Source organism: Noviherbaspirillum sp. (genome assembly GCF_036563305.1).
In the GTDB taxonomy this organism is placed as follows: Bacteria; Pseudomonadota; Gammaproteobacteria; order Burkholderiales; family Burkholderiaceae_D; genus Noviherbaspirillum.
Window position 1 is genome coordinate 130435 of sequence record NZ_DATCMQ010000016.1, and the last position, 24884, is coordinate 155318.

Annotated in this window: 25 protein-coding genes and 1 tRNA gene; 15 read left to right on the forward strand and 11 right to left on the reverse strand. The window is 65.0% G+C overall.

Going from position 1 to position 24884, the window contains the following annotated elements; translation table 11 throughout:
• Positions 1-30: 30 nt before the first annotated feature.
• Positions 31-345, forward strand: a complete 315-nt coding sequence (csgH, locus tag VIM12_RS17025; protein WP_331942862.1) for a curli-like amyloid fiber formation chaperone CsgH — start codon at positions 31-33, stop codon at positions 343-345.
• A 202-nt stretch (positions 346-547) separates the two neighbouring features.
• Here csgH and VIM12_RS17030 read toward each other — a convergent pair.
• The 7 genes from VIM12_RS17030 to tsaE form a co-directional block, all read right to left on the reverse strand.
• Positions 548-624, reverse strand: a tRNA-Met gene (locus VIM12_RS17030).
• A 41-nt stretch (positions 625-665) separates the two neighbouring features.
• Positions 666-1583, reverse strand: coding sequence for a tRNA (adenosine(37)-N6)-dimethylallyltransferase MiaA (miaA, locus tag VIM12_RS17035; RefSeq protein ID WP_331943862.1), 918 nt, complete (start codon positions 1581-1583; stop codon positions 666-668).
• A gap of 36 nt (positions 1584-1619) precedes the next feature.
• Positions 1620-3455 (reverse strand): DNA mismatch repair endonuclease MutL, encoded by a 1836-nt coding sequence (gene mutL / locus VIM12_RS17040; protein WP_331942863.1) that lies wholly within the window; start codon positions 3453-3455, stop codon positions 1620-1622.
• 227 nt (positions 3456-3682) lie between these two features.
• On the reverse strand, positions 3683-4183 hold the full coding sequence (locus VIM12_RS17045; protein WP_331942864.1) for a chemotaxis protein CheW: 501 nt from the start codon (positions 4181-4183) through the stop codon (positions 3683-3685).
• Between the two features lie 94 nt (positions 4184-4277).
• Complete coding sequence (locus VIM12_RS17050; protein WP_331942865.1) at positions 4278-6005, reverse strand: methyl-accepting chemotaxis protein; 1728 nt, start codon at positions 6003-6005, stop codon at positions 4278-4280.
• A gap of 179 nt (positions 6006-6184) precedes the next feature.
• Entirely contained in the window at positions 6185-7528 is a 1344-nt protein-coding gene (locus VIM12_RS17055; RefSeq protein WP_331942866.1) for an N-acetylmuramoyl-L-alanine amidase, read from the reverse strand.
• Positions 7492-7977, reverse strand: a complete 486-nt coding sequence (tsaE, locus tag VIM12_RS17060) for a tRNA (adenosine(37)-N6)-threonylcarbamoyltransferase complex ATPase subunit type 1 TsaE (RefSeq protein ID WP_331942867.1) — start codon at positions 7975-7977, stop codon at positions 7492-7494. Before tsaE ends, VIM12_RS17055 begins: the two co-directional genes overlap by 37 nt.
• An 8-nt stretch (positions 7978-7985) precedes the next feature.
• Between tsaE and queG the strand changes: the two genes are divergently transcribed.
• Positions 7986-9203, forward strand: coding sequence for a tRNA epoxyqueuosine(34) reductase QueG (queG, locus tag VIM12_RS17065; protein ID WP_414691800.1), 1218 nt, complete (start codon positions 7986-7988; stop codon positions 9201-9203).
• Here queG and VIM12_RS17070 read toward each other — a convergent pair.
• From VIM12_RS17070 to VIM12_RS17080, 3 genes are all read right to left on the reverse strand, one after another.
• The gene (locus tag VIM12_RS17070) at positions 9125-10015 is read right to left on the reverse strand and encodes an AEC family transporter (RefSeq protein WP_331942869.1); all 891 of its coding nucleotides are present in this window, start codon (positions 10013-10015) and stop codon (positions 9125-9127) included. The genes queG and VIM12_RS17070 overlap by 79 nt on opposite strands.
• Positions 10016-10097: 82 nt before the next feature.
• A complete protein-coding gene (locus VIM12_RS17075) occupies positions 10098-10688 on the reverse strand; it encodes a response regulator transcription factor (RefSeq protein ID WP_331942870.1) in 591 nt (196 codons plus the stop codon).
• Positions 10689-10741: 53 nt separating this feature from the next.
• Positions 10742-12817 (reverse strand): PAS domain S-box protein, encoded by a 2076-nt coding sequence (locus VIM12_RS17080; protein WP_331942871.1) that lies wholly within the window; start codon positions 12815-12817, stop codon positions 10742-10744.
• 132 nt (positions 12818-12949) lie between these two features.
• On the opposite strand from VIM12_RS17080, the gene VIM12_RS17085 reads away from it, so the two are divergent.
• The 10 genes from VIM12_RS17085 to VIM12_RS17130 all read left to right on the forward strand — a co-directional run bounded on the left by VIM12_RS17085 (position 12950) and on the right by VIM12_RS17130 (position 21808).
• Positions 12950-13948, forward strand: a complete 999-nt coding sequence (locus VIM12_RS17085) for a TRAP transporter substrate-binding protein (protein ID WP_331942872.1) — start codon at positions 12950-12952, stop codon at positions 13946-13948.
• Between the two features lie 194 nt (positions 13949-14142).
• Positions 14143-15117, forward strand: a complete 975-nt coding sequence (locus VIM12_RS17090; protein WP_331942873.1) for a tripartite tricarboxylate transporter substrate binding protein BugE — start codon at positions 14143-14145, stop codon at positions 15115-15117.
• 230 nt (positions 15118-15347) lie between these two features.
• Positions 15348-16085 carry a TerC family protein gene (locus VIM12_RS17095; RefSeq protein WP_414691801.1) on the forward strand — a complete coding sequence of 246 codons (738 nt, stop codon included), beginning with the start codon at positions 15348-15350 and terminating at the stop codon, positions 16083-16085.
• Positions 16086-16128: 43 nt separating this feature from the next.
• Entirely contained in the window at positions 16129-16554 is a 426-nt protein-coding gene (locus tag VIM12_RS17100) for a universal stress protein (protein WP_331942874.1), read from the forward strand.
• A gap of 205 nt (positions 16555-16759) precedes the next feature.
• Positions 16760-17734 (forward strand): tripartite tricarboxylate transporter substrate binding protein BugD, encoded by a 975-nt coding sequence (locus tag VIM12_RS17105; RefSeq protein ID WP_331942875.1) that lies wholly within the window; start codon positions 16760-16762, stop codon positions 17732-17734.
• A gap of 144 nt (positions 17735-17878) precedes the next feature.
• Positions 17879-18340 (forward strand): tripartite tricarboxylate transporter TctB family protein, encoded by a 462-nt coding sequence (locus VIM12_RS17110; RefSeq protein ID WP_331942876.1) that lies wholly within the window; start codon positions 17879-17881, stop codon positions 18338-18340.
• Positions 18341-18352: 12 nt separating this feature from the next.
• Positions 18353-19852: a tripartite tricarboxylate transporter permease gene (locus VIM12_RS17115; RefSeq protein WP_331942877.1), complete on the forward strand. Its 1500-nt coding sequence runs from the start codon at positions 18353-18355 to the stop codon at positions 19850-19852.
• A gap of 157 nt (positions 19853-20009) precedes the next feature.
• Positions 20010-20507, forward strand: a complete 498-nt coding sequence (locus VIM12_RS17120) for a methylated-DNA--[protein]-cysteine S-methyltransferase (protein WP_331942878.1) — start codon at positions 20010-20012, stop codon at positions 20505-20507.
• Positions 20504-21409: a site-specific tyrosine recombinase XerD gene (gene xerD, locus VIM12_RS17125; protein WP_331942879.1), complete on the forward strand. Its 906-nt coding sequence runs from the start codon at positions 20504-20506 to the stop codon at positions 21407-21409. Before VIM12_RS17120 ends, xerD begins: the two co-directional genes overlap by 4 nt.
• A gap of 18 nt (positions 21410-21427) precedes the next feature.
• Entirely contained in the window at positions 21428-21808 is a 381-nt protein-coding gene (locus tag VIM12_RS17130; protein ID WP_331942880.1) for a YbaN family protein, read from the forward strand.
• Positions 21809-22072: 264 nt separating this feature from the next.
• Here VIM12_RS17130 and phaP read toward each other — a convergent pair whose 3' ends face one another.
• Positions 22073-22636: a TIGR01841 family phasin gene (gene phaP / locus VIM12_RS17135; protein ID WP_331942881.1), complete on the reverse strand. Its 564-nt coding sequence runs from the start codon at positions 22634-22636 to the stop codon at positions 22073-22075.
• Between the two features lie 302 nt (positions 22637-22938).
• Here phaP and ybaK point away from each other — a divergent pair, with 302 nt between their 5' ends.
• From ybaK to VIM12_RS17150, 3 genes are all read left to right on the forward strand, one after another.
• Positions 22939-23430 (forward strand): Cys-tRNA(Pro) deacylase, encoded by a 492-nt coding sequence (gene ybaK, locus VIM12_RS17140; RefSeq protein ID WP_331942882.1) that lies wholly within the window; start codon positions 22939-22941, stop codon positions 23428-23430.
• Positions 23431-23463: 33 nt separating this feature from the next.
• Positions 23464-24072 (forward strand): glycerol-3-phosphate 1-O-acyltransferase PlsY, encoded by a 609-nt coding sequence (plsY, locus tag VIM12_RS17145; protein WP_331942883.1) that lies wholly within the window; start codon positions 23464-23466, stop codon positions 24070-24072.
• Positions 24073-24187: 115 nt separating this feature from the next.
• Positions 24188-24880, forward strand: coding sequence for an MgtC/SapB family protein (locus tag VIM12_RS17150; protein ID WP_331942884.1), 693 nt, complete (start codon positions 24188-24190; stop codon positions 24878-24880).
• The last annotated feature ends 4 nt before the right edge of the window (positions 24881-24884 follow it).

The following is a 24884-nucleotide window of genomic DNA, read 5'->3' on the forward strand; positions in this document are numbered from 1 at the left end:
CCCTGTTTACTTCAATGCGAAGGAATGGACATGGATGCGGTGCAAAGGCATGTGCATGTATGGCTGGAGACCGTGCGCGAAGCAGGGCACCTGGTGGTGGTGCCGTATGCGCAGAGCATGAGGGACAGCCTGCTTGGTTTCAGGCTCAATGCCGACTGCAAGGGCGCGGGCGGGGTCTCGCGCATCAGCCAGCAGGGCCAGCTTTCGCTCAGCGCCGGGCGTGCGGCGCGTCTGGCGCAGCTGTCGTTCGGCAGCGCGGAGCAGATGCAGTTCGGGATCGAGATCACGGTGCGCAGCGACGGACAGGATGCCGGCGTCTACCGCTTCGATTTCCCCGCCAGGTAGGCGTGGAGCAAAAGGTGCCACCGGGTCCCGGCGCGATGCTCAGGAGACAGCTGAATCCGGTCTGGCTGGCACGGCGGGATTGGTTGGATGCGAAGAATGCGCGGCTGACGCCAATGATGCAATGAAAAGGGCGGGCAGCAGGAATGCCATGCGGAAAAGGAAAAAGCCGCTGATTCATGCGAATCAGCGGCTTTCAAACCTTTGGTGGTGATAGGTGGACTTGAACCACCGACCCCAGCATTATGAGTGCTGTGCTCTAACCAGCTGAGCTATATCACCAGCGAAATAGCCCTAAATTATGCTGCCTCTCGTAAAGCCTGTCAAGTCTTCCGATCCAGTCTTTGTATCACCGCCTCGGCGACCCGCGCACTGCAGTCCGGCTCCAGGCAATCGATCACGACGCGCTCGGGCATGGCGCGCAGCCAGGTGAGTTGCCGTTTTGCCAGCTGGCGCGTTGCGGCGATGCCCTTTTCCCGGAGCGTCGCCCGGTCGTATTCCTGATCCAGGTATTCCCACGCCTGGCGATAGCCGACGCAGCGCATCGACGGCAGGCCGGGATGCAGATCGCCGCGCGCCCGCAAGCGCATGACTTCATCGAGCAGGGCGCCGCCGGCCAGCATGGCGTCGAAGCGCGCAGCGATGCGGTCGTGCAGCGCGCCGCGGTCGGACGGCTCGAGCGACAGGGCCAGGAGATCGAACGGCAGCGTCGTCCTCGGCGCCTGCGCCAGCAGCGCGGACATGGGCCGGCCGCACAGTTCATGCACTTCGAGCGCCCGCTGTATGCGCTGGCTGTCGTTCGGATTGAGGCGGGCTGCGCTATCGGGGTCGACCAGGGCGAGGCGCGCATGGAGCGCAGGAACGCCGAGCTGCCCGGCCTCGCGCTCGAGCCTGGCGCGCAAGCCGGGGTCCGCCTGGGGCAGGGCATCGAGCCCGTCGCGCAGGCCTTTGAAGTAGAGCATGGTGCCGCCGACGAGCAGCGGCAGGCGGCCGCGCCCTGCGATCTCCTCGACCAGGCGCAGTGCATCCTGGCGGAACTGCATCACCGAGTAGGCGTCGAGCGGGTCAAGGATGTCGATCAGATGATGGGGAACCGCGGCCCGTTCGGCCGCACTCGGTTTCGCGGTGCCGACATCCATCCCGCGGTACACCAGGGCGGAGTCGACGGAAATGACTTCGGAGGGGATGCGGCGCGCTAGCGCGAGCGCTGCGGCTGTCTTGCCGGAGGCAGTCGGGCCCATGATGGCGACCGCGAATGGAGGATGCGTAGCCACGCCTTACTGTCCGCGCAGGAACAGCCTGTCGAGGTCGGCCAGCGCCAGCTGGGCCCAGGTCGGCCTGCCATGGTTGCACTGGTCGGCGCGCTCGGTCGCTTCCATCTGGCGCAGCAAGGCATTCATTTCCGGCAGCGTCAGGGCGCGGTTGGCGCGCACCGCGGTGTGGCAGGCAAGCGTGGCGAGCATTTCATTGCGGCGCTCGACCAGCACCCGCGAACCGCCGAACTCGCGGACGTCGCGCAGCACATCGCGCGCCAGCGACTGCGCGTCGGCGTTCTTCAGCAGCGCGGGTATGGCCCGTACCGCCAGCGTGGTGGGCGACAGTGCCGTGATGTCGAAGCCAAGCGCCTGCAGCGCGCCGGCATTCTCCTCGACGGTGCCGACTTCGACCGGATCGGCGTAGAAGGTGACCGGGATCAGCAGCGGCTGCACCTGCATGGCGTCGGCGTCGAGTGCGTTCTTCAGCTGCTCGTAGAGGATGCGCTCGTGGGCGGCGTGCATGTCGACCAGCACCAGGCCGGCCCGGTTCTGCGCGAGCACGTAGATCCCGTGCAGTTGCGCGAGCGCGAAGCCGAGGGGGAACTCGTCATCCGGAAGCGATTGCGCAGCGGGCGGCAAGGGTGCCGCGGCAATCGCCGGCGTCGCGTCGCCCGCGGCGGGCAGGGGAACGCTCCCGAACAGCGCGCCGTAACTGGCCAGGTCCTGGGCGACGCCGGCGGGCGCTGAGCGGGCGGCGAACTGCGGCGCGAACGATGCCTGCTGCGGTTCCCGCATCCAGGGCAGCCGGCCGGGCGCCGGGAGGGCGGGCGCCGGTCCTTCTCCCTGCGCAGCCGCGGAAGTCTGGGCCAGGGCGCGGTTGACCGCGTGGAAGACAAACTGGTGCACCGCGCGGCTGTCACGGAAGCGGACTTCGATCTTCGAGGGATGAACGTTCACGTCGACCAGCGCGGGATCGAGGTCCAGGCAAAGCATGTAGCAGGGGTAGCGGTCGCCGTGCAGCACATCCTGGTAGGCGGCACGCACCGCATGCGTGAGCAGCTTGTCGCGGACGAAGCGGCCGTTCACATAGAAGTACTGGCCGTCGGCCCGCGACTTGGATGCCGTGGGCAGGCCGACGAATCCATGCAGGCGCAGCGGCCCGGCGGATTCGTCCAGCGGCAGGCGCGCTGCGGCGAATTCCTGGCCGAGGATATGCGCGCTGCGCTTGTCGACCTCGCTTGCATTCCAGTGATCGACGGTCTTGCCGTTGTGCGACAGCGAGAAGGTCACGTCGGGACGCGACAGCGCAATCCTGCGCACCACTTCCGCGCAGTGGCCGAATTCGGTTTGCTCCGACTTGAGGAACTTGCGCCGTGCCGGGGTGTTGAAATACAGGTCGCGCACATCAACGGTGGTGCCGATCGTGCCGGATGCAGGCGCTGCCTGCGCACCCGATACCCCCGCCAGTTCCCATGCGTGCGGCGCGCCGTCGGTGCGGGAAGTCAGGGTCAGCTGGGCGACCGACGCGATCGACGCCAGCGCCTCGCCGCGGAAGCCGAGCGTGCCGACGTTTTCCAGGTCGGCCAGGCTGGCGATCTTCGAGGTCGCGTGACGCGCCAGCGCCAGCGGCATCTGGTCGGGCGGAATGCCCCTGCCGTTGTCGATGATCGCAATACGCTTGACGCCGCCTTCCTCCAGCTTCACGGTGACCTGGGTTGCCCCCGCGTCCAGTGCGTTTTCGAGCAGCTCCTTCACCACCGCCGACGGACGATCGACCACTTCGCCGGCGGCGATCTGCGAAATCAGCTGGTCGGGCAGGGCCTGGATCGGCCGGAAGGGCGAGTGCGGAGCGTTCATGTCGGGATTATAGCGCCGGGGCGCGGCGCGTCTCGCCCGCCTGCCCGGGATTTGCCGTGCGCGTCAGGGCTTGCAACGCGGTATGGAATTCCGCCAGATCAATCGGCGCAGGCATGCAAGTTGTGCAATGCCTCGACGCGGTCCCGGTTGTCGTCGTGGCGATCGGCATGGGTGCGCCAGTCGTTCCGGCCGCACCGTCCGCCTGCGCAAGTTGACGCGCAGGATGCTCAGGAACCGAGCGTGTCGATCAGTCCCAGTTCACTGCCTGACATCAGCTTGTCGATATCGACCAGGATGACCATGCGCTGATCCAGCGTGCCGAGGCCGATCAGGTAATCAGTCTTTAGCGCCGTGCCCATTTCCGGCGCCGGCTTTACCTGTTCGGGCGACAGCATAATGACGTCGGATACGCTGTCGACCACCATTCCTATCGTTCGCCCCGCGACGTTGAGGATGATGACGACGGTGAACTGGTCGTAGGTCGGTGCGCCGAGATTGAGGCGGATCCGCATGTCGATGATCGGGACGATGATGCCGCGCAGGTTCACCACGCCCTTGATGTACTCGGGCGCGTTGGCGATGCGCGTCGGCGTCTCGTAGCCGCGCAGCTCCTGGACCTTCAGGATATGGATGCCGTATTCCTCCTGGCCGAGCGTGAAGGCGAGGAACTCGCTGGCGAGGGCAGCGGCAGTGGCGTCCGGTGCGACGAGGGCAGTGCTGGCTTGCATGGGCTGGTCCTTTCAGCGGCGAGATCGGATGCGGCATCCGGATGGTCCGGCCGCAGCATCCGGTGACGGGCCGGCCAGGACATCATTGCGGAGCCTAGAATTCTTCCCAGTCCCCATCGCCCGCAGTGGGGGCCGCCGCAGGCAGTTGCCTGGGCGCGCGCGCTGCCTTCACGACCGGCGGAGCGCTTGCCGCCCGTGCGGGAACGCGCGCCGGCGGCGGCGCTGCCACCCTTGCCGCCGCGCGGGCCGGCGATGCGCCGGACGACAGGGAGGAGGCGCTGTTCCCCGGCACCTTGAACACGCTCACCACTGCCGACAACTGGCGCGCCTGGTCCTGCATGGAAGCGGCCGCTGCTGCCGCTTCTTCCACCAGCGCCGCGTTCTGCTGCGTCACATTGTCCATCTGGCTGATCGCCTGGTTCACCTGCTCGATGCCGGCGGTCTGTTCCTGGCTGGCCGCGGTGATCTCGCTGATGATGTCGGTGACGCGCCGGACACTGGACACGACTTCCTCCATCGTGCTGCCCGCCTGGTCGACCAGGCGTGAACCGGTGCCGACCTTTTCCACCGAATCGCTGATCAGCGACTTGATCTCCTTTGCGGCGCCGGCCGAGCGCTGGGCCAGGCTGCGGACTTCCGCTGCAACGACGGCAAAGCCGCGGCCCTGCTCACCCGCGCGGGCGGCTTCGACGGCCGCGTTCAGTGCGAGGATGTTGGTCTGGAAGGCAATGCCATCGATGACGCCGATGATGTCGACGATCTTCTTTGCCGAATCATTGATCGAGCCCATCGTCTCCACGACCTGCGACACCACGGCGCCGCCCTTGAGCGCAACTTCGGACGCCGTCGCAGCGAGACGGTTGGCCTGGGAAGCGTTGTCGGCGTTGTGTTTCACGGTGGCAGTCAGCTCCTCCATCGAGGAAGCCGTGACCTGCAGCGACCCGGCCTGCTCCTCGGTGCGGGTCGACAGGTCGGCGTTGCCGGAAGCGATCTCCGCCGAGGCGATGGTGATGGTGTCGGTACCCGCGCGCACCTGGCTCACGATGCGCCCGAGGCTGTCGTTCATGTCGCGCAGGGCGGCGAGCAACTGCCCGGTCTCGTCGTTCGACTCGACTTTCACCGCCGCGGTCAGGTCGCCGTCGGCGACGCGACGCGCGACTTCCACCGCCCCGCGCAAGGGCGCAGTGATGCTGCGGGTGACGAACCACGCCGTAAACACGCCGATCAGCAACGCGAGGGCGGCTAGCGCGACCGTAAGCAGGCGCGCATTGTCGTAATCCGTGCCGGTCTCCGCGACGGTGCGCCTGGCCTCCTGCTCCTGGTGGCTGATCATCTCGTCCATCGCCGCCAGCCATTGCTTCTGCTGCGGCACCACGCTGGAAAGCAGGACCGGGATCACGTCGCCTTGCTTCTTCGCCAGCGCGGTCGCCTTTTCGACGCCTGGCGCGGTTGCCGCGCGGCCCTGGTCGACCTTCGCCAGCAGCGACTTGCCGGCATCGTCGCGGATCATCGCGCCAAGCGCGCCCGCGCTCTGCTGGTACTGCGCGTTGGCGGTCTCGATCTGCTTGACCTCGGCCAGCACGTCATCCTCGTTCGTCATCACCGACACGTTACGCACCGACACGGCGACCTGCATCACCGAACGCCGCATGTCGTTCAGGTGCTTGATGATCACGTCGTTTTCATTGATGACCTTGTCGAGGCTGCCGTGGATCATTGCCATGCCTGACAGGCTGGCCAGCGCGAGGCCGACGAGCAGAACCAGGACGAGCCCGAAGCCGAGCCCGAGGCGGGCGCCGATGTGAAGGTGACGGAATTTCATGACTCTCCCTTGATACTTGTATCAGTACATCCGGCCGGATGACGCGTGCGCCCGCCGGCGCGTTCCCCGGCAGGTCCTTGATGTCGGTATTAGAACGCACTTCCGCGGTGCGCTCACCTTGGTATTTCTACTTAGACACTTCCGTTCCAGCTGTCAAAGAGGCAAGCCGTGCAGGGGTGCTAGGTCATGCGGTTCTTGGCCAGCGGGGGATTTTTTGCGAAGTATTTGCGAATGCCCTTCAGCACCGCGTCCGCCATCCGGTCCTGGTAGGCGTCATCGGTCAGCTTGGCTTCTTCCTCGGGATTCGAGATGAAGGCCGTTTCGATCAGGATGCTGGGAATATCGGGCGCCTTGAGCACGGCGAAGCCGGCCTGTTCGACTGCCTGCTTGTGCAGGCGATTGATGCCGCTGATCTCCGCCAGCACCGCCTTGCCGACCTTCAGGCTGTCGTTGATCTGGGCCGTCGTGGACAGGTCCAGCAGGACGCTTGCCAACTGGCGGTCATGCGACTTGATGTTGACGCCGCCGATCAGGTCGGCGGCGTTCTCCTTGTTCGCCAGCCAGCGGGCGGCGGTGGAGGACGCGCCTTTCTCGGACAGGACGAATACCGAGGAACCGCGCGCCGTCGGCTCGATCCAGGCATCCGCATGGATGGACACGAAGAGGTCGGCCTGCACCTTGCGCGCCTTCTGCACGCGGACATGCAGCGGGACGAAATAGTCGCCGTCGCGCGTCAGCATTACGCGCATGTTGGGTAGCTGCTCGATGCGGTTCTTCAGCCGCTTGGCGATCGCCAGCACCACGTCCTTCTCGCGGCTGCCGCCGCGCCCGACGGCGCCGGGGTCCTCGCCGCCATGGCCGGGGTCGAGCGCAATCGTCACCATCCGCGTCAGCGACTGGGCCTTTTCCTCGGGCGGCTCGGTCTTTGCCGACGGGGTTTCCGCCGCCGGGCCGGCGGCCTGCTTCGGTTCGCGTTCGTTGTCGGCAGCGGCGTCGGGCGCCCGCTCGCGCGACCACTCGCCCTTCTCGATCAGCGCCGCGATCGGGTCGGGCGGCGCGACCGGGTAGAGGTCGAAGATCAGCCGGTGGCGGTATTCGCCGACCGGGGGCAGGGTGAAGACCTGCGGATTGATCTCTTCCTTCAGGTCGAACACGAGGCGCACCACGTTCGGCCGGTTCTGGCCCACGCGCACCTGCCGGATGTAAGGGTCATTGGACTGGATCTTGGCGACCAGCTGCTTGAGCGTCGTGCTGAGCTCCAGGCCTTCGATATCGACCACCAGGCGCTCCGGATCCTTGACGATGAAATGCGTCGCCTTCAGGTTGCTGTCGTTTTCCAGCGTGACGCGGGTATAGTCGTCGGCCGGCCAGACGCGCACCGCAAGGATTTGCGCGGCACGGGCCGGAAGGGATGCAAAAACGGAAAGGAGCAGGGTGCCGCCGGCTTTGATGATGGTGCGGCGCGATCTCGAGGTCGCCTTGGACTTTACAGGCTGGACGCGAATTTCAGACGATCGAGGCATTGAGAACCCTGGGCAGACAATGCCCGTAATTCTATATCACGACCCTCACCTTTGATGCCGAGGTGCATTTCAATGTCAGGCGGGGGCAACACCCCCTCGGCCTTTTCCGGCCACTCGACGACGCAGATGCTGCGCTTGCCAAAATACTCACGAAACCCGGCATCAAGGAATTCCTCGCCGCTTGCCAGGCGGTAGAGGTCGAAATGGACCAGTTCCACGGTCTCGCTGCCGATCCGCACGGAATAGGGTTCCGCCAGGGTGTAGGTCGGGCTCTTGACGTGGCCGTTGTGGCCGGCGGCGTGCAGCATGGCACGGGTCAGCGCGGTCTTGCCGGCGCCGAGGTCGCCGTGCAGGTAGATCGCAAGGCCGGGCGCCAGCGCGCGCGCCAGCGCGGCGCCAAGGGCGGCCGTGGCCGCTTCGTCGTGCAAATGGGTCTGATATCGCTGCATCTCGTAAAATGACTGTTTTGCGGCGCCGCTCCGGCGCCGGTTTGCCGCGGCGACTGCCGCGCGCGCTGCCCGCGATGAACCTCCCAGATGACAAACTGAACACGCTTGCACTGACCATCAAGGCATGGGGTCGGGAGCTGGGCTTCGCCGAGGTCGGCATCGCCGATGCCGACCTGTCGAATGCGGAACCGGGACTGCAGGCCTGGCTGGACGCGGGATTCCACGGCGAGATGGATTATATGGCAGCCCATGGAATGAAGCGCGCGCGCCCGGCGGAACTGGTGGCGGGCACGGTGCGCATCATCACTGCCCGCATGGACTACCTGCCGTCGTCGTCGGCGGCGGACTGGCGCGGCGCGGAAGAGCGGCACGCCGCCCGGCCCGCCAATGCCGTGGTTTCCGTGTATGCGCGCGGCCGCGACTATCACAAGGTGCTGCGCGCCCGCCTGCAGCAGCTGGCGGACCGGATCCGGCAGGAGATCGGCGATTTCGGCCACCGGGTGTTCACCGACTCCGCCCCGGTCATGGAGGTGGCGCTGGCGGAGAAGGCCGGCATCGGCTGGCGCGGCAAGCATACGCTGCTGCTGAACCGCAGCGCCGGCTCGATGTTCTTCCTTGGCGAGATCTATACCGACCTGCCGCTGCCCGTCGACGCCCCCGGTGGCAACCACTGCGGCCAGTGCACAGCCTGCATCGACGTCTGTCCGACGCAGGCGATCCTCGGGCCATACCGGCTGGATGCCCGGCGCTGCATCTCGTACCTGACGATCGAGCTGAAAGGCAGTATCCCGACCGAGCTGCGGCCGCTGATCGGCAACCGCGTGTACGGCTGCGACGAATGCCAGCTGGTCTGCCCCTGGAACAAGTTCGCCCGGCATGCCGATGTGCCGGATTTCGCGGTGCGCAACGGCCTGGACCGGCCGACGCTGGTTGCGCTGTTCGGCTGGAGCGGGGAGGAATTCAACCGTCGCCTGGAGGGCAGCCCGATCCGGCGCATCGGGCATGAGCGCTGGCTGCGCAATCTCGCTGTCGGGCTGGGCAATGCCTTGCGCGCCGGCGGCGATGCGGCGGAAATCGTCGATGCCCTGCGCGCCCGCGCGGATCATCCGTCAGCGCTGGTGCGCGAGCATGTGGCGTGGGGGCTCGCTCAGCTGGCGAGCGCCAGCCACAGCGGAAGCGTGAACAGCGAGGCGACCGTTCCGGCCGAGATCACGAAGGCAACATAGGGGCCGTTGCCGCCCATGCGCGCGGCCAGCACGTATGCGCTGGACGCGGTCGGCATCGCGCAGAAGAGAACCAGGATCTGCAGCTGCAGCGGCGGCAGGCCGGCATGGCGGCCGGCGAGGTAGCCGATCGCGGGCAGCGCCAGCAGCTTGACGGCGATGAAGTAGGCCGCCATGCCCTTTGCCTCCTTCAGGCCGGACAGCCGCAGGCCGGCGCCGACCGCGATCAGGCCAAGTGCAATGGAGGCATTCGCCATGCGCTGCAGCGTCGCGCCGATGATGTCCGGCAGATGGAGGCCGGCCAGGTTGAACAACAGCCCGCCGGCGGTGGCGACCAGCAGCGGATTCTTCGCCAGTTCCACCAGCAGACCGCCGCCCTTGTGCACCAAGGCATGCACCGCGGCCATGTTGCACAGGGGGACCGCGAAGCCGATGATGAGCGCCATCAGGGTGGTGCCCTTGTCGCCGGCCAGGCGGGAAGCAATCGCCAGGGCAATGTAGGAATTGAAGCGGAACGCCGTCTGTACGCCGGATTCGAACATCATCGGCCCCGCCCTGAATATCGGCTTTGCCAGCCAGCCGAGCGCGACCGCGGCGAGGGTCGCCGCCAGCGCCAGCTGGAGCATGCCGCCGCTGGCGGCGAAATCAAACGGCGTGCGGGCCGTGGAGTAGAACAGCAGCGCGGGGAACAGGTAGTAGTAGACCAGCTTCTCCAGGCCGCTCCAGAAGCTCGTTCCCCAGTCGGTGAAACGCATCAGCAGGAAGCCGAGCAGGATCAGCGAGAAATCCGGGAACAGCAGGGCGGCGATGGGCATGTTGACGAGCGATGCGGAGGGGTGAGGGCCAAGCCACGATGGTAGCGGTGTTTCAAGCGTCCCGCTGCCGGTGCAGGCGAATCTACTTCAGCAGGCGTGCCAGCTCCACCGCGGTCTTCACGTTCATCTTGTCGAAGATGTGCGCGCGGTGCACTTCCACTGTCCGCATGCTGATGCCGAGCTCGTCGGCGATCACCTTGTTCATCTTCCCGGCGAGGATCAGGTCGAGGACTTCGCGCTCACGGATGGACAGGGTCTGCAGGCGCGAGGTGATTTCGGCAACCGCGCCGGCTTCCTGCGACGACAGCAGGGCCTCCTGCACCCGATCCATCAGCTTGTTGTCGTTGAACGGCTTCTCGAAGAAATCGAAGGCGCCGCGCTTGAGGGTGTCGACCGCCATCGGGACGTCGCCATGGCCCGTGAGGAAAATCACCGGCAGACGTTTTGTCAGTCCGCGCGAGGCGAGGGTGTCGAACAGCGCGGCGCCGCTGATGTCCGGCATGCGCACGTCGAGCAGGATGCACTCGCCTTGTGGATCGAAGCTCCCGTCCGTATCCAGCCGCTGCAGGAAGGCGGCGCCGCTCTCGTAGGCGGCACTGGCGATGGCACGCGATTGCGCCAGCCAGGTCAGGGAATCCCGGATGGCTTCTTCATCGTCGACTATATGCAGCATTCCGTCTCCTCGGTGCACGCGATGTTGTCTGGTAGGCCCGTAGGCGGCCGGTTTTACACCCGGCCCGCGTCGCGGCTGTCGATTATCCTTGAATCCCGCCCGGGCGGCATCATGCTTTCGCCGTGCGCCGGCAACGTGAACCGGAAGATCGTGCCGCCGCCCGGATTGTCCTCGTGGACGAGGGTCCCGCCGTGGAATTCCACCGCGGTCCGGCAAATCTTCAGGCCCATGCCCATGCCTTCCGCCTTGGTCGAGAAGAATGGCGAGAACAGCCGCTCGGCCACGTCGGCGGGTATGCCGTGGCCGCGGTCGACGATGTCGATCACGACGTTTGCCCCGCCGCGGTCCGTGCGCGCCCCGATGCGCAGCACGCGCCGCTCCGGCGCGACGCGCTGCATCGCCTCGATGCCGTTGCGCGTCAGGTTGAGCAGGACCTGCTCCAGCATCACGCGGTCGGCCAGGATCATCGGCAGTCCGGGGGCGATGTCGGTATGGATCACGACAAAGAACTGGTTGGCCTGCAGCTCGACCAGGGGGGCGACGCTCTCGACGAGCGCATTGACGGTGACCGGCTCCCGGGTCGGCTCGCGGCGTTTCACGAAGGTGTGCACGCTGCGGATGATCTGTCCGGCCCGCTGGGCCTGCGTGCTGGCCTTTTCCAGTGCGGGTCGCAGCAGGTCCAGCTCGGGCACGGACGCCGAATCCGGCCGCCTCGCAAGCATGTTCAGCGCGCCGGTGGTGTAGCTGGATATCGCGGCCAGCGGCTGGTTCAGCTCGTGCGCAAGGGTCGAGGCGATCTCGCCCATGGTCGCCAGCCTCGCGCTGGCTTCCAGTTTCTCCTGTTGCCGGCGGTTCAGGTCTTCCACATGCTTGCGGTCCGAGATGTCGAGGATCGAACCCATCCAGCCGGTCTGCCGGCCGCTCTCGTCGACCAGCGCCGATTCGAAGATCAGCACCGGGAAGCGTTCGCCGTTCGTACGCACGAAGATGGTCTCGAACTGCGGCGTCACGGTGCCGGCGAGGACCTGGGTGAAGCGCTGCTGGTATTCGTCCATCGCTTCCGGTGCCCAGTAGGGCATCGGCGGCGACTTGCCGACCAGTTCCTCGGCCGGAATTCCGACCATTTCGCAGAACGCCGGATTGACGTAGGTGATGCGGCCATTCAGGTCGCGTGCGCGCAGGCCGGTCACCAGCGAGTTTTCCATGGCGCTGCGGAATGCCACCTGCTCCCGCAGTGCGCCTTCGGCTGCCAGCCGCCGGTTGATGTCGCGCCACAGGGCCCACAGGCTCCACAGCAGGCCGATCGACAGCGCGATCACCGAGCCGACCAGCAGGCTGGGCAGCAGCTTGGGCTCGCCCTTGACGCTGTCGGTGCGCAGCGCGAGGTTGGCGCCTGGCAGGTCGAGCGCGCGTCGGTGGGTATACACGCCGCGCCCGGGTCCGCCCGCCGCGCGACGCTCGATCACGGCGTCGTCCTGGTCCACGACCGTGATCTGGTTTTCCTGGGCAAACCACCAGGGAACCATCTCGGCAAGGATGCTGGCAACCGAATAGCTGGCAATCAGGGTGCCGAGGTATTGTTCGCCGGCGAACACCGGTACGTGATAGTCGATCATCATCGGGCCGGCGAGGCCGGGGGGCGGCGCGGGATGGCTGTATCGGGGGGTACGGGTTTCCCGTGCGAGCTGCCAGGCCGAGCGCGACTGGAAGGAATAGTCGGCGACGGTCAGCGCGCTGTCGTCGGTCGACAGCACGGCTTCGCCGCCGGCGTTGAAGTGGGCGATGCGGGTCAGTTCGCGGTTGTTCCGGGTGAGCGCCAGCAGGCGGTCCCGCAGGCGCCGCTCGGTGAGATAGTTGGAGGCGATCTCGCTCGCCAGCAGGCGCAGGTTCTCCTCGTTGCGGCCCAGCTGGAAACGGATCGTCTGCTCCACCCAGAGCGTGTCGGCGATCAGCTGCTCCTGGCGCTCGTTGGACTCCATGCGCTGCGTCTGCCAGGGCAGCCAGAGCAGGGTGGAAAGAAAGAGAAAGACCAGCAGGATGGGCAGCAGCCATCGCCAGGCCTGGCGGCGGCTGGGGACGGCGGACGCAAGCCTGCGCAGCACGGCGGTGCCGGTTTCAAGGGGCTTCATGGCGCGCAGCCGCGGCTGCCGGCGGGTCTTGTGGTTATCCACACTTGATCGGGGTCCGTGCGATTGTGACAATGGGGCACATAAGCATACGCTGGCGACATCGCCTGATTCACCGCCGACGCCGAGACAAGCATGAAATCAAGAATACCGCTGTTCCTGCTCGCAGCGGCCCTCGCGGCCACGAACGTGTATGCGCAGGGGCCGATCGTCATCAAATTCAGCCACGTGGTTGCGGACGACACGCCGAAAGGCAAGGCGGCCAACCGGTTCAAGGAGCTTGCCGAAAAGGCAACCGCCGGGCGGGTGAAGGTCGAAGTCTATCCCAACAGCGTGCTGTACAAGGATAAGGAAGAACTTGAGGCCCTGCAACTTGGCGCGGTGCAGATGCTGGCGCCTTCCCTCGCCAAGTTCGGACCGTTCGGCATCAAGGAGTTCGAGCTGTTCGACCTGCCCTACATCTTCCCGAACCGGGAAGCCCTGTACCGCGTGACGCAAGGACCGGTCGGCCGCGAGCTGTTCAAGAAGCTGGAAGCCAAGGGCATCACCGGTCTTGCGTACTGGGACAATGGATTCAAGGTGATGTCGGCCAACCGCCCCCTGCGCATGCCGGCGGACTTCCAGGGAGCCCGGATGCGCATCCAGCCATCGAAGGTGCTGGACGCCCAGATGCGCACCCTCGGCGCCATACCGCAGGCCATGGCTTTCTCGGAGGTCTACCAGGCGCTCCAGGCCGGCGTCGTCGACGGCACCGAGAACCCGCCCTCCAACCTCTACACCCAGAAGATGTACGAGGTGCAGAAGCATGTGACGGTATCGAACCACGGCTATCTCGGCTATGCGGTCATCGTCAACAGGAAGTTCTGGGACGGCCTGCCCGGTGACATCCGCGCCGCGCTCGACGCGGCGATGAAGGAGGCCACCCGCTACGCCAATACCATCGCCCAGCAGGAGAACGACGCCGCGCTCGACGCGGTGCGCAGGTCCGGCAAGAGCGTCGTCTATGTCCTCAGCGAGCGGGAGGCGGCGGCGTGGCGCGAGGCGCTGCTGCCGGTGCAGCGTGATCTCGAAACCCGGATCGGCAAGGAACTGATATCCTCGGTCAACAAGGAAGTGGCCCACGGCCAGCGTTGAGCTGTCCGCTTTTCCGGAAAAACGGCCGGCAAGCGTGCGGAATTCCGCTCGCATGCGGCGCCGGACACGACGCAGGCGCCTTGCCGCTGCCGCTGAAAACGTTTTCCCCCGGGTGGCGCAAAGCTTGCTAAAGCCTCCGCTGGCTGCGCAGTGCGCTTCCCGATGCCTTTCATAATCAACAACAGGAGACCCTGATGAAATTGACCCGACTTGCGGCTTCACTGATCGCATCCCTGGTGGTGGCCGCTTCGGCCAGCGCCCAGTCCTATCCCAACAAGCCGATCCGCATCATCGTGCCGTTTGCACCCGGCGGCACTACCGATATCGTCGCCCGCATCGTGGGCGACCGGCTCGGCAAGGAGCTCGGACAGCCGGTCGTGATCGAGAACCGCGGCGGTGGCGGCGGCAGCATTGGCGCCGCAGCAATCGCGAAGGCGGAGCCGGACGGCTACACGTTCGGCATCTCCACGATCTCGACCCATGCGGTCAACGCCGCCTGCAACCCGAAGCTGGGATACGACCCGATCGCCGACTTCGCGCCGGTCACCAACCTCGCGCGCACCCCGAACGTACTGACCGTGAACCCGGCGTTCCCGGCCCAGGATTTCAAGGGCTACCTCGACCATGTGAAGAAGAACCCCGGCAAGCTGAACTACGCCACCTCGGGTACCTGCAGCATCCAGCACATGGTGGGCGAACAGTTCAAGCTCGCGACCGGCACCTACATCCTGCATATCCCCTACCGCGGCGCGGGACCCGCGCTGAACGACCTGCTCGGCGGACAGGTGGACATGATGTTCGACAATCTGCCCTCGTCGATGTCGCACATACAGTCGGGCAAGCTGCGTGCCCTCGCCATCGCCTGGAACAAGCGCCTGGACGCGCTGCCGAACGTGCCGACCTTCGCCGAGATCGGCCTGAAGCAGGTGAACGACCCGGCCTGGTACGGCCTCGTCGCGCCCGCGAAAACGCCGGAAGACATCATCCGCAAGGTGCACGCCGCGGCAGTCAAGGTACTGGCCATGCCGGAGGTGAAGGAGCGGTTGAAGACCAGCGGCGCGGAACCGGTCGGCAATCTGCCAGCCGAGCACGGTGCCGAAATCCGCACCGAACTTGAGAAGATGCGCAACCTGGTGAAGAAGCAGGGGATCAAGCTCGAGATCAACTGATCCGCTTCCCTCCCAAGGGCTGCACCCGCCGCCGGCGGAGGCAGCCCTTGTTGTTTCCGGGGCGCGGCGCACCATTTTTTTGATCTTCTGCGTATTTTCCGCAGGGATGGTTCGGTCTAATCGATGTGGTGATTTTGTATACTCGTGCGCTGGCCGCGTCCCCGCGGCTCCCGCAGTCGGCGTATCCTCACCCGAATCATCCCATCCACGCTTCAAATAAAAAGGTAATCATGGATTTCAACACTCCGCAGTTCTGGGTGGCCCTCCTGCAGATCGTTGCCATCGACATCGTCCTTGGCGGCGACAATGCCGTCGTCATCGGCCTGGCCTGCCGCCGCCTCCCTGAACATCAGCGGCGCCTCGGCATCCTCTGGGGCATGGCAGGGGCCATTGGGCTGCGCGTCATCCTCATCATGTTCGCCGTCACGTTGCTCGCCGTACCCTACCTCAAGCTGATCGGCGCCGCGCTGCTGCTGTGGATCGGCGTCAAGCTCCTGCTTCCCGAGCCGGACGAGGGCGGCCATAACATCGAGGCCGGCGCCACCCTGTTCGCGGCGATCAAGACCATCATCGTCGCCGACGCCGTCATGAGCCTGGACAATGTGATCGCGATTGCCGGCGCGGCGGGCGACAGCAAGTTCCTGGTCGTGTTCGGCCTGCTGCTGTCGATCCCGATCATCATGCTGGGCAGCCAGCTCGTCATCAAGCTGATGGACCGTTTCCCGATCGTCGTCGTGCTCGGCGGCGCGCTGCTGGGCTGGATCGCCGGCGGCATGGCGGTGACGGACGTCGCCGTCAAGGATTGGTTCGACGCCAACGTGCCGTACGCCTTGTGGATCGCGCACGCCATCGGCGCCATCCTGGTGATCGTCGTGGGCAAGCTGATCGCCAGCCGGGCCGAGCCTGCCGCCGAACCGCTCGAGGATCTCGCGCGGGAGAAACAGCCCGGCGAAGGTCCGGGACGCTGATCCGGTTTCAACTTCCTCAATCTTTCTCGCGGAGAAGAAAAATATGCAAAAGATCCTGTTGGCGGTTGACGGTTCCGACAGCGCGCTGCGCGCCGTCGATCATGTTGTCAAGCGCGTGTCCTCGGCAAAGCATGACTACCAGGTCCTGCTGGTCAATGTGCAATATCCGTTGCACGGCAGCGTCAGCGGTTTTGTCGATGCGGGACAGGTCAAGCAGTATCACCACGACGAGGGCATGAAGACCCTGGCCGTCGCGCGCGAGAAGCTCGACGCCGCCGGCATTCCCTACACCCATCACCTGTTCGTCGGCGAGCCGGCCGAAGTGATTGCTCGCTACGGCCGCGAGCAGGGCTGCGACGAGATCGTGATCGGCACGCGCGGATTGTCGGGCATCGGCAGCCTGCTGATGGGTTCGGTGGCGACGAAGGTGATCCATCTCGCGGAGATGCCGGTGCTGCTGGTGAAGTAGCGAAGCAGGAGCGGGGCCCGGCGCGTCCCCGCGCAGGCGCATGTTGCGGGTTTCCACAGTTGTTAAACATGTAGCCCTTGGTGATAATCGCAAGGCGAACGCAGCATGGTCGCGTGGACGAATTCCGGAGCAGTCCGGCTTGTAGCACCGGGCCTGTTGAATTCCCCCGCGGCATTCGCCTAACTATTATTACAGAGGAGCAAACATGCCTATCAAGTCCTTGCGCCTGGCTGTCGGCCTGGCGCTGATCGCCAGCACCGCCGCCTACGCGCAGAGCTATCCGACCAAGTCGATCACCGTGATCGTGCCGTTCGCAGCCGGCGGGCCGACCGACACCGTCGCCCGCCTCGTCGCACAGTCAATGAGCAAGACGCTGAACCAGCAGGTCATCGTCGAGAACGTCGGCGGCGCAGGCGGCACCATCGGTGCTGCGCGCGTGGCCAAGGCGGACCCTGACGGCTACACCCTGCTCCTTCATCATATCGGCCACTCGACTGCGCCGTCCCTGTATCGCAAGCTGAGCTTCAATGCCATCGACGGTTTCGAACCCATCGGCCTGATTACCGACGTCCCGATGACCTTTGTCGCCCGCAAGGATTTCCCTGCCAAGGACTTCAAGGAACTGGTGTCGTACGTGAAGGCGAACAAGGCCAAGGTGACCTATGCGAACGCCGGCGTCGGCTCGGCCTCGCACCTGTGCGGCATGCTGTTCATGAGCGCGATCGACACCGAGCTGACCACGGTGCCGTACAAGGGCACCGGCCCCGCAATGAACGACCTGCTCGGCGGCCAGGTGGATTTCATGTGCGACCAGACCACCAATACCACCAGCCAGATCAAGAGCGGCAAGATCAAGGCCTACGCAGTGACCACCAAGAATCGCGTGCCGTCGCTGCCGGACATCCCGACCACCGCGGAAGCGGGCCTCGGCACGTTCGAAGTCGCCGTCTGGCATGGCATGTACGCGCCGAAGGGCACCCCGAAGCCGGTCGTCGACACGGTGGCGAAGGCGCTGCAGGCCGCGCTCAAGGACAGCAACGTGAAGCAGCGATTCGGTGAACTCGGCACCGAGCCGGTGGCGGAGAATCGCGCGACGCCGGAGGCGCATCGCGCGTTCCTGAAGGCCGAGATCGAGAAGTGGAGCCCGATCATCAAGAAAGCGGGCGTGTATGCGGATTAAGCCCCGCATGACACAATACGGGTCTTAAAAAAAGGCGGGGCAACCGGGCTCCGCCTTTTTGTGTGTGGTACGAACACGGTCGCGATGTCGGCGCCGCACAGAACATTTCCCAACCAACGATTGCAATTTCAGGAGGAGAGCACTGTGGCATCGTTCATCCGAAACCCCAAGGAATTCTGGGCCGGGGTTATTTTCATCTTTTTCGGCCTGGCCGCGGTCTACATCGGCCAGGACTACTCGATGGGCACGGCCGGTCGTATGGGCCCGGCGTATTTTCCGACCATACTCGGCGGTTTGCTCGCCGTGATCGGCGTCATCTCGCTGCTGCGATCGTTGATCAAGGGCGGCGAGGCGCCGCGTAACTTCGCGGTCAAGGGCGCCATCCTCGTCCTCGTGGGCAGCGCATTGTTCGGCGTGCTGGTGCGCCAGGCCGGACTGGTCGCAGCAATCATCGTTCTGGTCATGCTCGGCGGCCTGGCCAATGCCAAATTTCGCGTCGGTCCGTATCTGCTGCTCGCGGTAGGCATGGCCATCTTCTGCGTGCTGGTGTTCGTCAAGGGACTCGGACTGCCGATGCCCATGGTCGGCCCCTGGCTCGGTGCCTGATCGGAGAACAGAATGGAAATCTTCAGCAACCTGGCAATCGGTTTCGATACCGCCCTTACCCTTACCAACCTGATGTACTGCCTGCTCGGCGTGTTTTTCGGCACTGCCGTGGGCGTTCTCCCGGGCCTCGGCCCGACGGCAACCATTGCAATGCTGCTGCCGGCGACGTTTTCGCTGCCGCCCGTGTCGGCACTGATCATGTTGGCCGGTATTTATTACGGCGCGCAGTACGGCGGCTCCACCACGGCAATCCTGGTCAACCTTCCAGGCGAGTCCTCATCGGTCGTGACCGCCATCGACGGATACCAGATGGCGCGGCAGGGCCACGCCGGCAAGGCGCTGGCGACGTCGGCCATCGGCTCGTTCTTCGCCGGTACGGTGGCGACCTTCCTGCTGGCGCTGTTTGCACCGCCGCTGGCGGAAGTTGCGCTGAGTTTCGGCCCCGCCGAATACTTCTCGCTGATGGTGCTCGGCCTGGTCGCCTCCGTCGTGCTGGCGCACGGCTCGCTGCTGCGTGCCATCGGCATGATCATCCTCGGCCTGCTGCTCGGCCTGATCGGCACCGACGTCAACTCCGGTACGCCGCGCTACACCTTCGACCTGCCGCAGCTTGCCGACGGCATCAACTTCGTCGTGGTGGCAATGGGCATGTTCGGCCTGGGCGAGATCATTCGCAACCTCGAGCATGAGGAGAACCGGACCTTGCTGGTCAAGAAGGTGGAGGGCCTGATGCCCACCAAGGACGACCTCAAGCGCATCGTCGCGCCGATCCTGCGCGGCACCGTGCTGGGTTCGGCGCTCGGCATCCTGCCGGGCGGCGGCGCAATGCTGTCTTCGTTCGCGTCCTACTCGATCGAGAAGAAGGTGTCGAAGAATTCCGCCCAGTTCGGAAAAGGCGCGATCGAAGGCGTTGCGGCGCCAGAAGCGGCCAACAACGCCGGCGCGCAGACCTCGTTCATCCCGATGCTGACGCTCGGTATCCCGTCGAACCCAGTGATGGCACTGATGATCGGCGCCATGATCATCCAGGGTATCCAGCCCGGCCCGGCAGTGATGACGGAACAGCCCCAGCTGTTCTGGGGCATCATCGCCTCGATGTGGATCGGCAATTTCTTCCTGATCGTCCTGAACCTGCCGATGATCGGCCTGTGGGTCCGCATGATCATGGTGCCGTACCATTTCCTGTATCCCTGCATCCTGGTGTTCTGCGCGATCGGCGTGTTCAGCCTCAACAACAGCGAATTCGATGTCTGGCTGATGGCGCTGTTCGGTCTGTTCGGTTACATCTGCGCCAAGCTGGAGATGGAGGCGGCGCCGATGCTGCTGGGATTCATCATCGGCCCAATGATGGAAGAGTACCTGCGCCGTGCGCTGCTGTTGTCGCGCTCGGATCCGATGGTCTTCCTGCAGCGTCCGATCAGCGCCACGATGCTGATCCTGTCGGCGCTGGCACTGATCGTCGTGCTCACTCCGGCGCTCCGCAAGAAGCGCGAGGAAGCGTTCGTGGAGTAAGAACCGGCGGACGGCCCCGGCTGACAGCACCGTCGACAACCGGTCGGCAAACAATCGGCGCGCTCCGTGCAGACGGGCGCGCCGATTGGCATTTCTGCAGCGTCGTGTCGGAGCAGCGCGCAACCGCGCCGCACCGGATTTGATTTATCCTACGCGGATGAATCCCGCCACCGCTTCCCTTTTTTCTGCCATTGTCGAGGCGCCGTTCGGCGCGGTCGGCATCCGTACCTCGGCCGACCGGGTGCGCGAACTGGTGTACCTGCCCCGGAGTTTCTCCGCGCAGGCGCCGGTCGACGCGGTCGCCGAGCAGGCGGCACTGCAGGTAAGCCGCTACCTGCGCGAACCGGATTTCCGCTTTTCGCTGCCGCTGGCGCCGGCCGGCACGGCATTCCAGCAGCGCGTTTGGCAGGCGATTGCCGCGATACCGCGCGGCCAGGTGCTGACCTACGGCGACGTAGCAAAGCAGATCCGCTCCGCGCCGCGCGCAGTCGGCCAGGCCTGCGGCGCCAACTGGTTCCCGCTCATCATTCCCTGCCATCGCGTCACTGCCGCCGGCGGCCTCGGCGGCTTTTCAAACCATGACGACGAAACCGGCTTTCATCTCGGCGTGAAACGCTGGCTGCTTTCCCACGAAGGCGTGAAGGTCTACGGATGAGCGACACGCAAGCGGCAAACCTTGCCGCCATCGACGAGTTCTGCGATACCTTGTGGCTGGAAGACGGACTGGCGAAGAACACCCTCGACGCGTACCGGCGCGACATGTCGCTGTTCGCGCAGTGGCTGCACGCCGACCGCGACAAGCTGCTGTACGCGGTGCAGGCGGACGACATCAACGCCTATTTCTCTGCGCGTCATGCGGAGTCCAAGGCGACCTCCGCCAACCGCCGCCTCGCCGTGCTCAAGCGTTTCTACCAGATGGCCCTGAGGCAGAACCGGGTGAGTGCGGATCCCTGCCTCAAGCTGCGCTCGGCCAAGCAGCCGCCGCGTTTCCCGAAGACGCTGTCGGAGGCACAGGTGGAAGCCCTGCTGGCCGCACCCGACGTTGCCGTGCCCCTCGGGCTGCGCGACCGCACGATGCTGGAGCTGATGTATGCGAGCGGCCTGCGGGTGTCGGAACTGGTGCTGCTCAAGACAGTCGAGCTTGGCATGAACGAGGGCGTCCTGCGCATTCACGGCAAGGGCGGCAAGACCAGGCTGGTGCCGTTCGGGGAGGAGGCGCGCGGCTGGATCGAGCGCTACATGAAGGATGGAAGGCCGGCAATTCTCAATGGACAAGTGGATGACGCCCTGTTCGTCACCGGTCGCGGCGCGGCGATGACGCGCCAGATGTTCTGGACCCTCATCAAGAAGTATGCGGGCAAGGCCGGGATCAACGCGCCCATGTCGCCGCATACCTTGCGCCACGCATTTGCGACCCATCTGCTCAACCACGGCGCCGACCTGCGCGTGGTCCAGCTGCTGCTTGGCCACGCCGACATCTCGACCACCCAGATCTACACCCACGTTGCGCGGGAGCGGCTCAAGACGCTGCATGCGCAGCACCATCCGCGTGGATGAAGTGAACGGGAGCCGGCGATGAAGTTCCTGCTGAACCTGGTTGGATGCGTCGCCGTTGTGCTCGCGGTGATCGGGATTTTCCTGCCGCTGGTGCCGACCACGCCGTTCCTGCTGCTGGCATCCGCCTGCTTCCTGCGGGGCTCGGAGCGGATGCACCGCTGGTTGCTGCAGAACCGCCTGTTCGGCGAATACCTGCACAACATCGAAAGCCGCAGGGGCATGCCGATGCGTGCAAAACTGATTACGTTGGGATTGATGTGGCCGTCGCTCGCCTGGTCCATGTACCTGGTCGGCGAGATGGCAGTGGTCGTGGCGCTGGCCGCGGTCGGCGCCGGCGTAAGCATCTACATCCTGCGCATGAAGACGTTACGGGACGAAGGGACAAACGATGCAGAATGAGGCGCTGACGGCATTTGCGATTGCGCGAACAGACGGGTAAAAACCCTTGGTTTAAGTCAGTTTGAAACGGGTCCAGCCTTGCTACATTGCATCTTCCTTCTGCAATTTCCGGTGCCTGACATGGATCGCTACCCAACCCTGTCCTACCTCGCGCTGGTGGCGGCGACCTTCGCTGCAACCTATGTCGTGACCACCATCTGAGGCGGGACGTGCTGAAACAGAAAGGGCCGCGCAAGCGGCCCTTTCTGTTTTTAGCGTGCGCGATTACTTGCGGGCGGTCTTCATGGCCTTTTCCGCCGTCTGCGAGAACTGGCTGACCGCGGTGTTCATGTTGGCTTCCATGACTTCTGCCGCCTGCTTGCCCGTCTTGCTGAACTGCTCATAGCCGGCGTTGGCGTTGCCGATCGCCGAACGGAACATGGCGATTACGTTCTCGGTCCCTGCGGGCGCGTTGCGGGCCACGTCATCGACCAGGGCGGACAGCTTGCGGCCGGTCTCGGCGAACTGTTCTTCGGCGGTCCGGGTCCACTCCGCCTGCGCGCTGGAGGCGATGCCGGCGAGGCTGCGGCCATAAGCGATGGCCTTCGCTGCGGACGGCTGTGCCTGTGCCGCGCTGAGCGAGAAGAATTCCTGGGGATCCTTTGCGGCCAGCAGCTGCTTCATGGTGATGGCAGAGTCTTCAACGGACGCCTTGGCGACGTTGAGGTTGAGGTCGACGACCTTTTCGACGCTGTCGAAGGCCTTGCCGAAGAGCGCGGTCAGCATGGCGGTCTGGGCTTCGACATTGGCTTTGGCGGCGTTGGAAAACTGTTCGGGCAGAGTAAACATGGTGGGCTCCTGTGGGTGTAAGCGAAGGGATCGGCGTTTATTGTGCGCCGCAACAAAACCTATTTTAGGGGCGGATCCCGACAAGTCAAGGTCTTTTTGTGCGGTGCACAAAAAGTGTTTCCCAGGCAATGCCGGGCGGTAGGGGCAACACGCATGATGCCTGCAGGCGCCTCGGGTAGGGGCGTCATGAAATTGATCCGTCTCAAGGGCACGGCGGTTTGACGGACGCTGTCGCCGCTCCAATCAGGCGGTCGCAAAAAGCCGCTCTTGCTGCATAATGTGCGCCTCTTCCGGAATACAACATGGCAAAGAAAGAGCACATCTCGGAGACGCCGGCGACGCAGTTCCTGCGCAAGCAGGGCGTCGGCTTCTCCGAACATCCCTACACGTACGAGGAGCATGGCGGGACTGCGGTGTCGGCGCGCGAACTCGGGGTCGACGAGCACCACGTCGTGAAAACCCTGGTGATGCAGGACGATGGCGCGCGTCCCCTGATCGTCCTGATGCACGGCGACCGCAAGGTATCGACCAAGAACCTGGCGCGGCAGATCGGCTGCAAGTCGGTCGAGCCATGCAAGCCGGAGGTCGCCAACCGGCACTCCGGCTTCCTGGTGGGAGGCACGTCCCCGTTTGGCACCCGCAAGGCGATGCCGGTGTATGTCGAGGAGAGCATCCTCGCGCTCGAAAAAATATATATCAACGGCGGCCGCCGCGGCTACCTGGTCGGGATCGACCCAAAGGTCCTGACCACCGTACTGCCGGGCAGGCCTGTCCATTGCGCGCTTGAAGAGTGAGCGCGTGCATCCGGAATATCTGAAAGGGGAAAAATGAATACTGTCCTGTTTGCGGTCGCCGCCTATCTATTGGGCTCCGTTTCCTTTGCGGTCGTGGTCAGCAAGCTGTTCGGACTGGCCGATCCGCGTACCTACGGCTCCAAAAATCCCGGCGCCACGAATGTGCTGCGCAGCGGGAACAAGGCGGCCGCGGCGCTCACCTTGCTTGGCGACGCGGTGAAGGGGTGGCTGGCGGTATGGCTGGCGTTGCTCTTTGCCGACCGTTTCGGCATCGGCGACGCGGGCATCGCAGCGGTGGCGATCGCCGTCTTCGTCGGGCACTTGTGGCCGGTATTCTTCCGCTTCGTCGGCGGCAAGGGCGTGGCCACCGCGCTCGGCGTGCTGATCGGCCTGAATGGCTGGCTCGGGCTGGCGACCGCGATCACCTGGCTGGTGATCGCCTATGCATTCCGGTATTCGTCGCTGGCCGCACTCGTGGCCAGCGTATTTGCGCCGTTCTACTATGGCCTGCTGTTCGGCGTCGAGCCGCAGCTGTTCGCCGTGCTCGCCATGAGCGCGCTGCTCATCTACCGCCACCGGCAGAACATCGCCAACCTGCTGGCGGGGAAGGAAAGCCGCATCGGCAGCAAAAAGAAGGCCTGAAGCATGCCGGAGGTGTGCCGGCCACTGGCGGCGCCCCGGCGCGAAGTTGCTTTTCATCTATACATTCGGGCACCATCGGCTTACCCTGTGCATAAGTGACCTACACGGGGAATGCATGGAAAGCGACTACGCGGCAATTGCCGTCCACCTGCTCGGGGCCCTGGCGGCTGGTGCAGCCATCGGGCTGGAACGCAGCTATCATGCGCGGCCGGCCGGTTTCCGCACCCACACCCTGGTCTGCCTCTCGTCCAGCCTGCTGATGCTGGTGACGCTGTATCAGTCGACATGGCTGCCGGGAATGCCGGCCGAGACCATCCGCACGGATCCGACCCGCATGGCGCAGGGCATCATGACGGGCATCGGCTTTCTCGGCGCCGGGGTGATCTTCAAGGAAGGGCTGAGCGTGCGCGGGCTGACCACCGCGGCGTCGATCTGGATGACGGCGGCGATCGGTGTCCTCATGGGGATCGGCTTCTACCTGCCCGCCGTGCTGGCCACCGCACTGACGCTCGGCATCCTGTCGCTGTTTCGCTGGATCGAGCGCCGCATGCCGTCGCAGATCTTTGTCCATCATCATCTGCGTTTCGACCGGGATGATGCGGTGCCGGAGGCCGAGGTGCGCAGCATGCTGGAAGGGCACGGTTTCAGGATCGCCAATATCAGCTATCGGGTGCTGGACGACGGCTGCTCCTTCGAGTACCGGATGGTGTTGCGCGGAACCCAGACCGACAGCCTGCCGCGGCTGGTGGACGAGTTGCGGGCCTGGAAGCGGGTCAAGTCGTTCCAGCTGTCGCCGACCGGGGACTGACGCG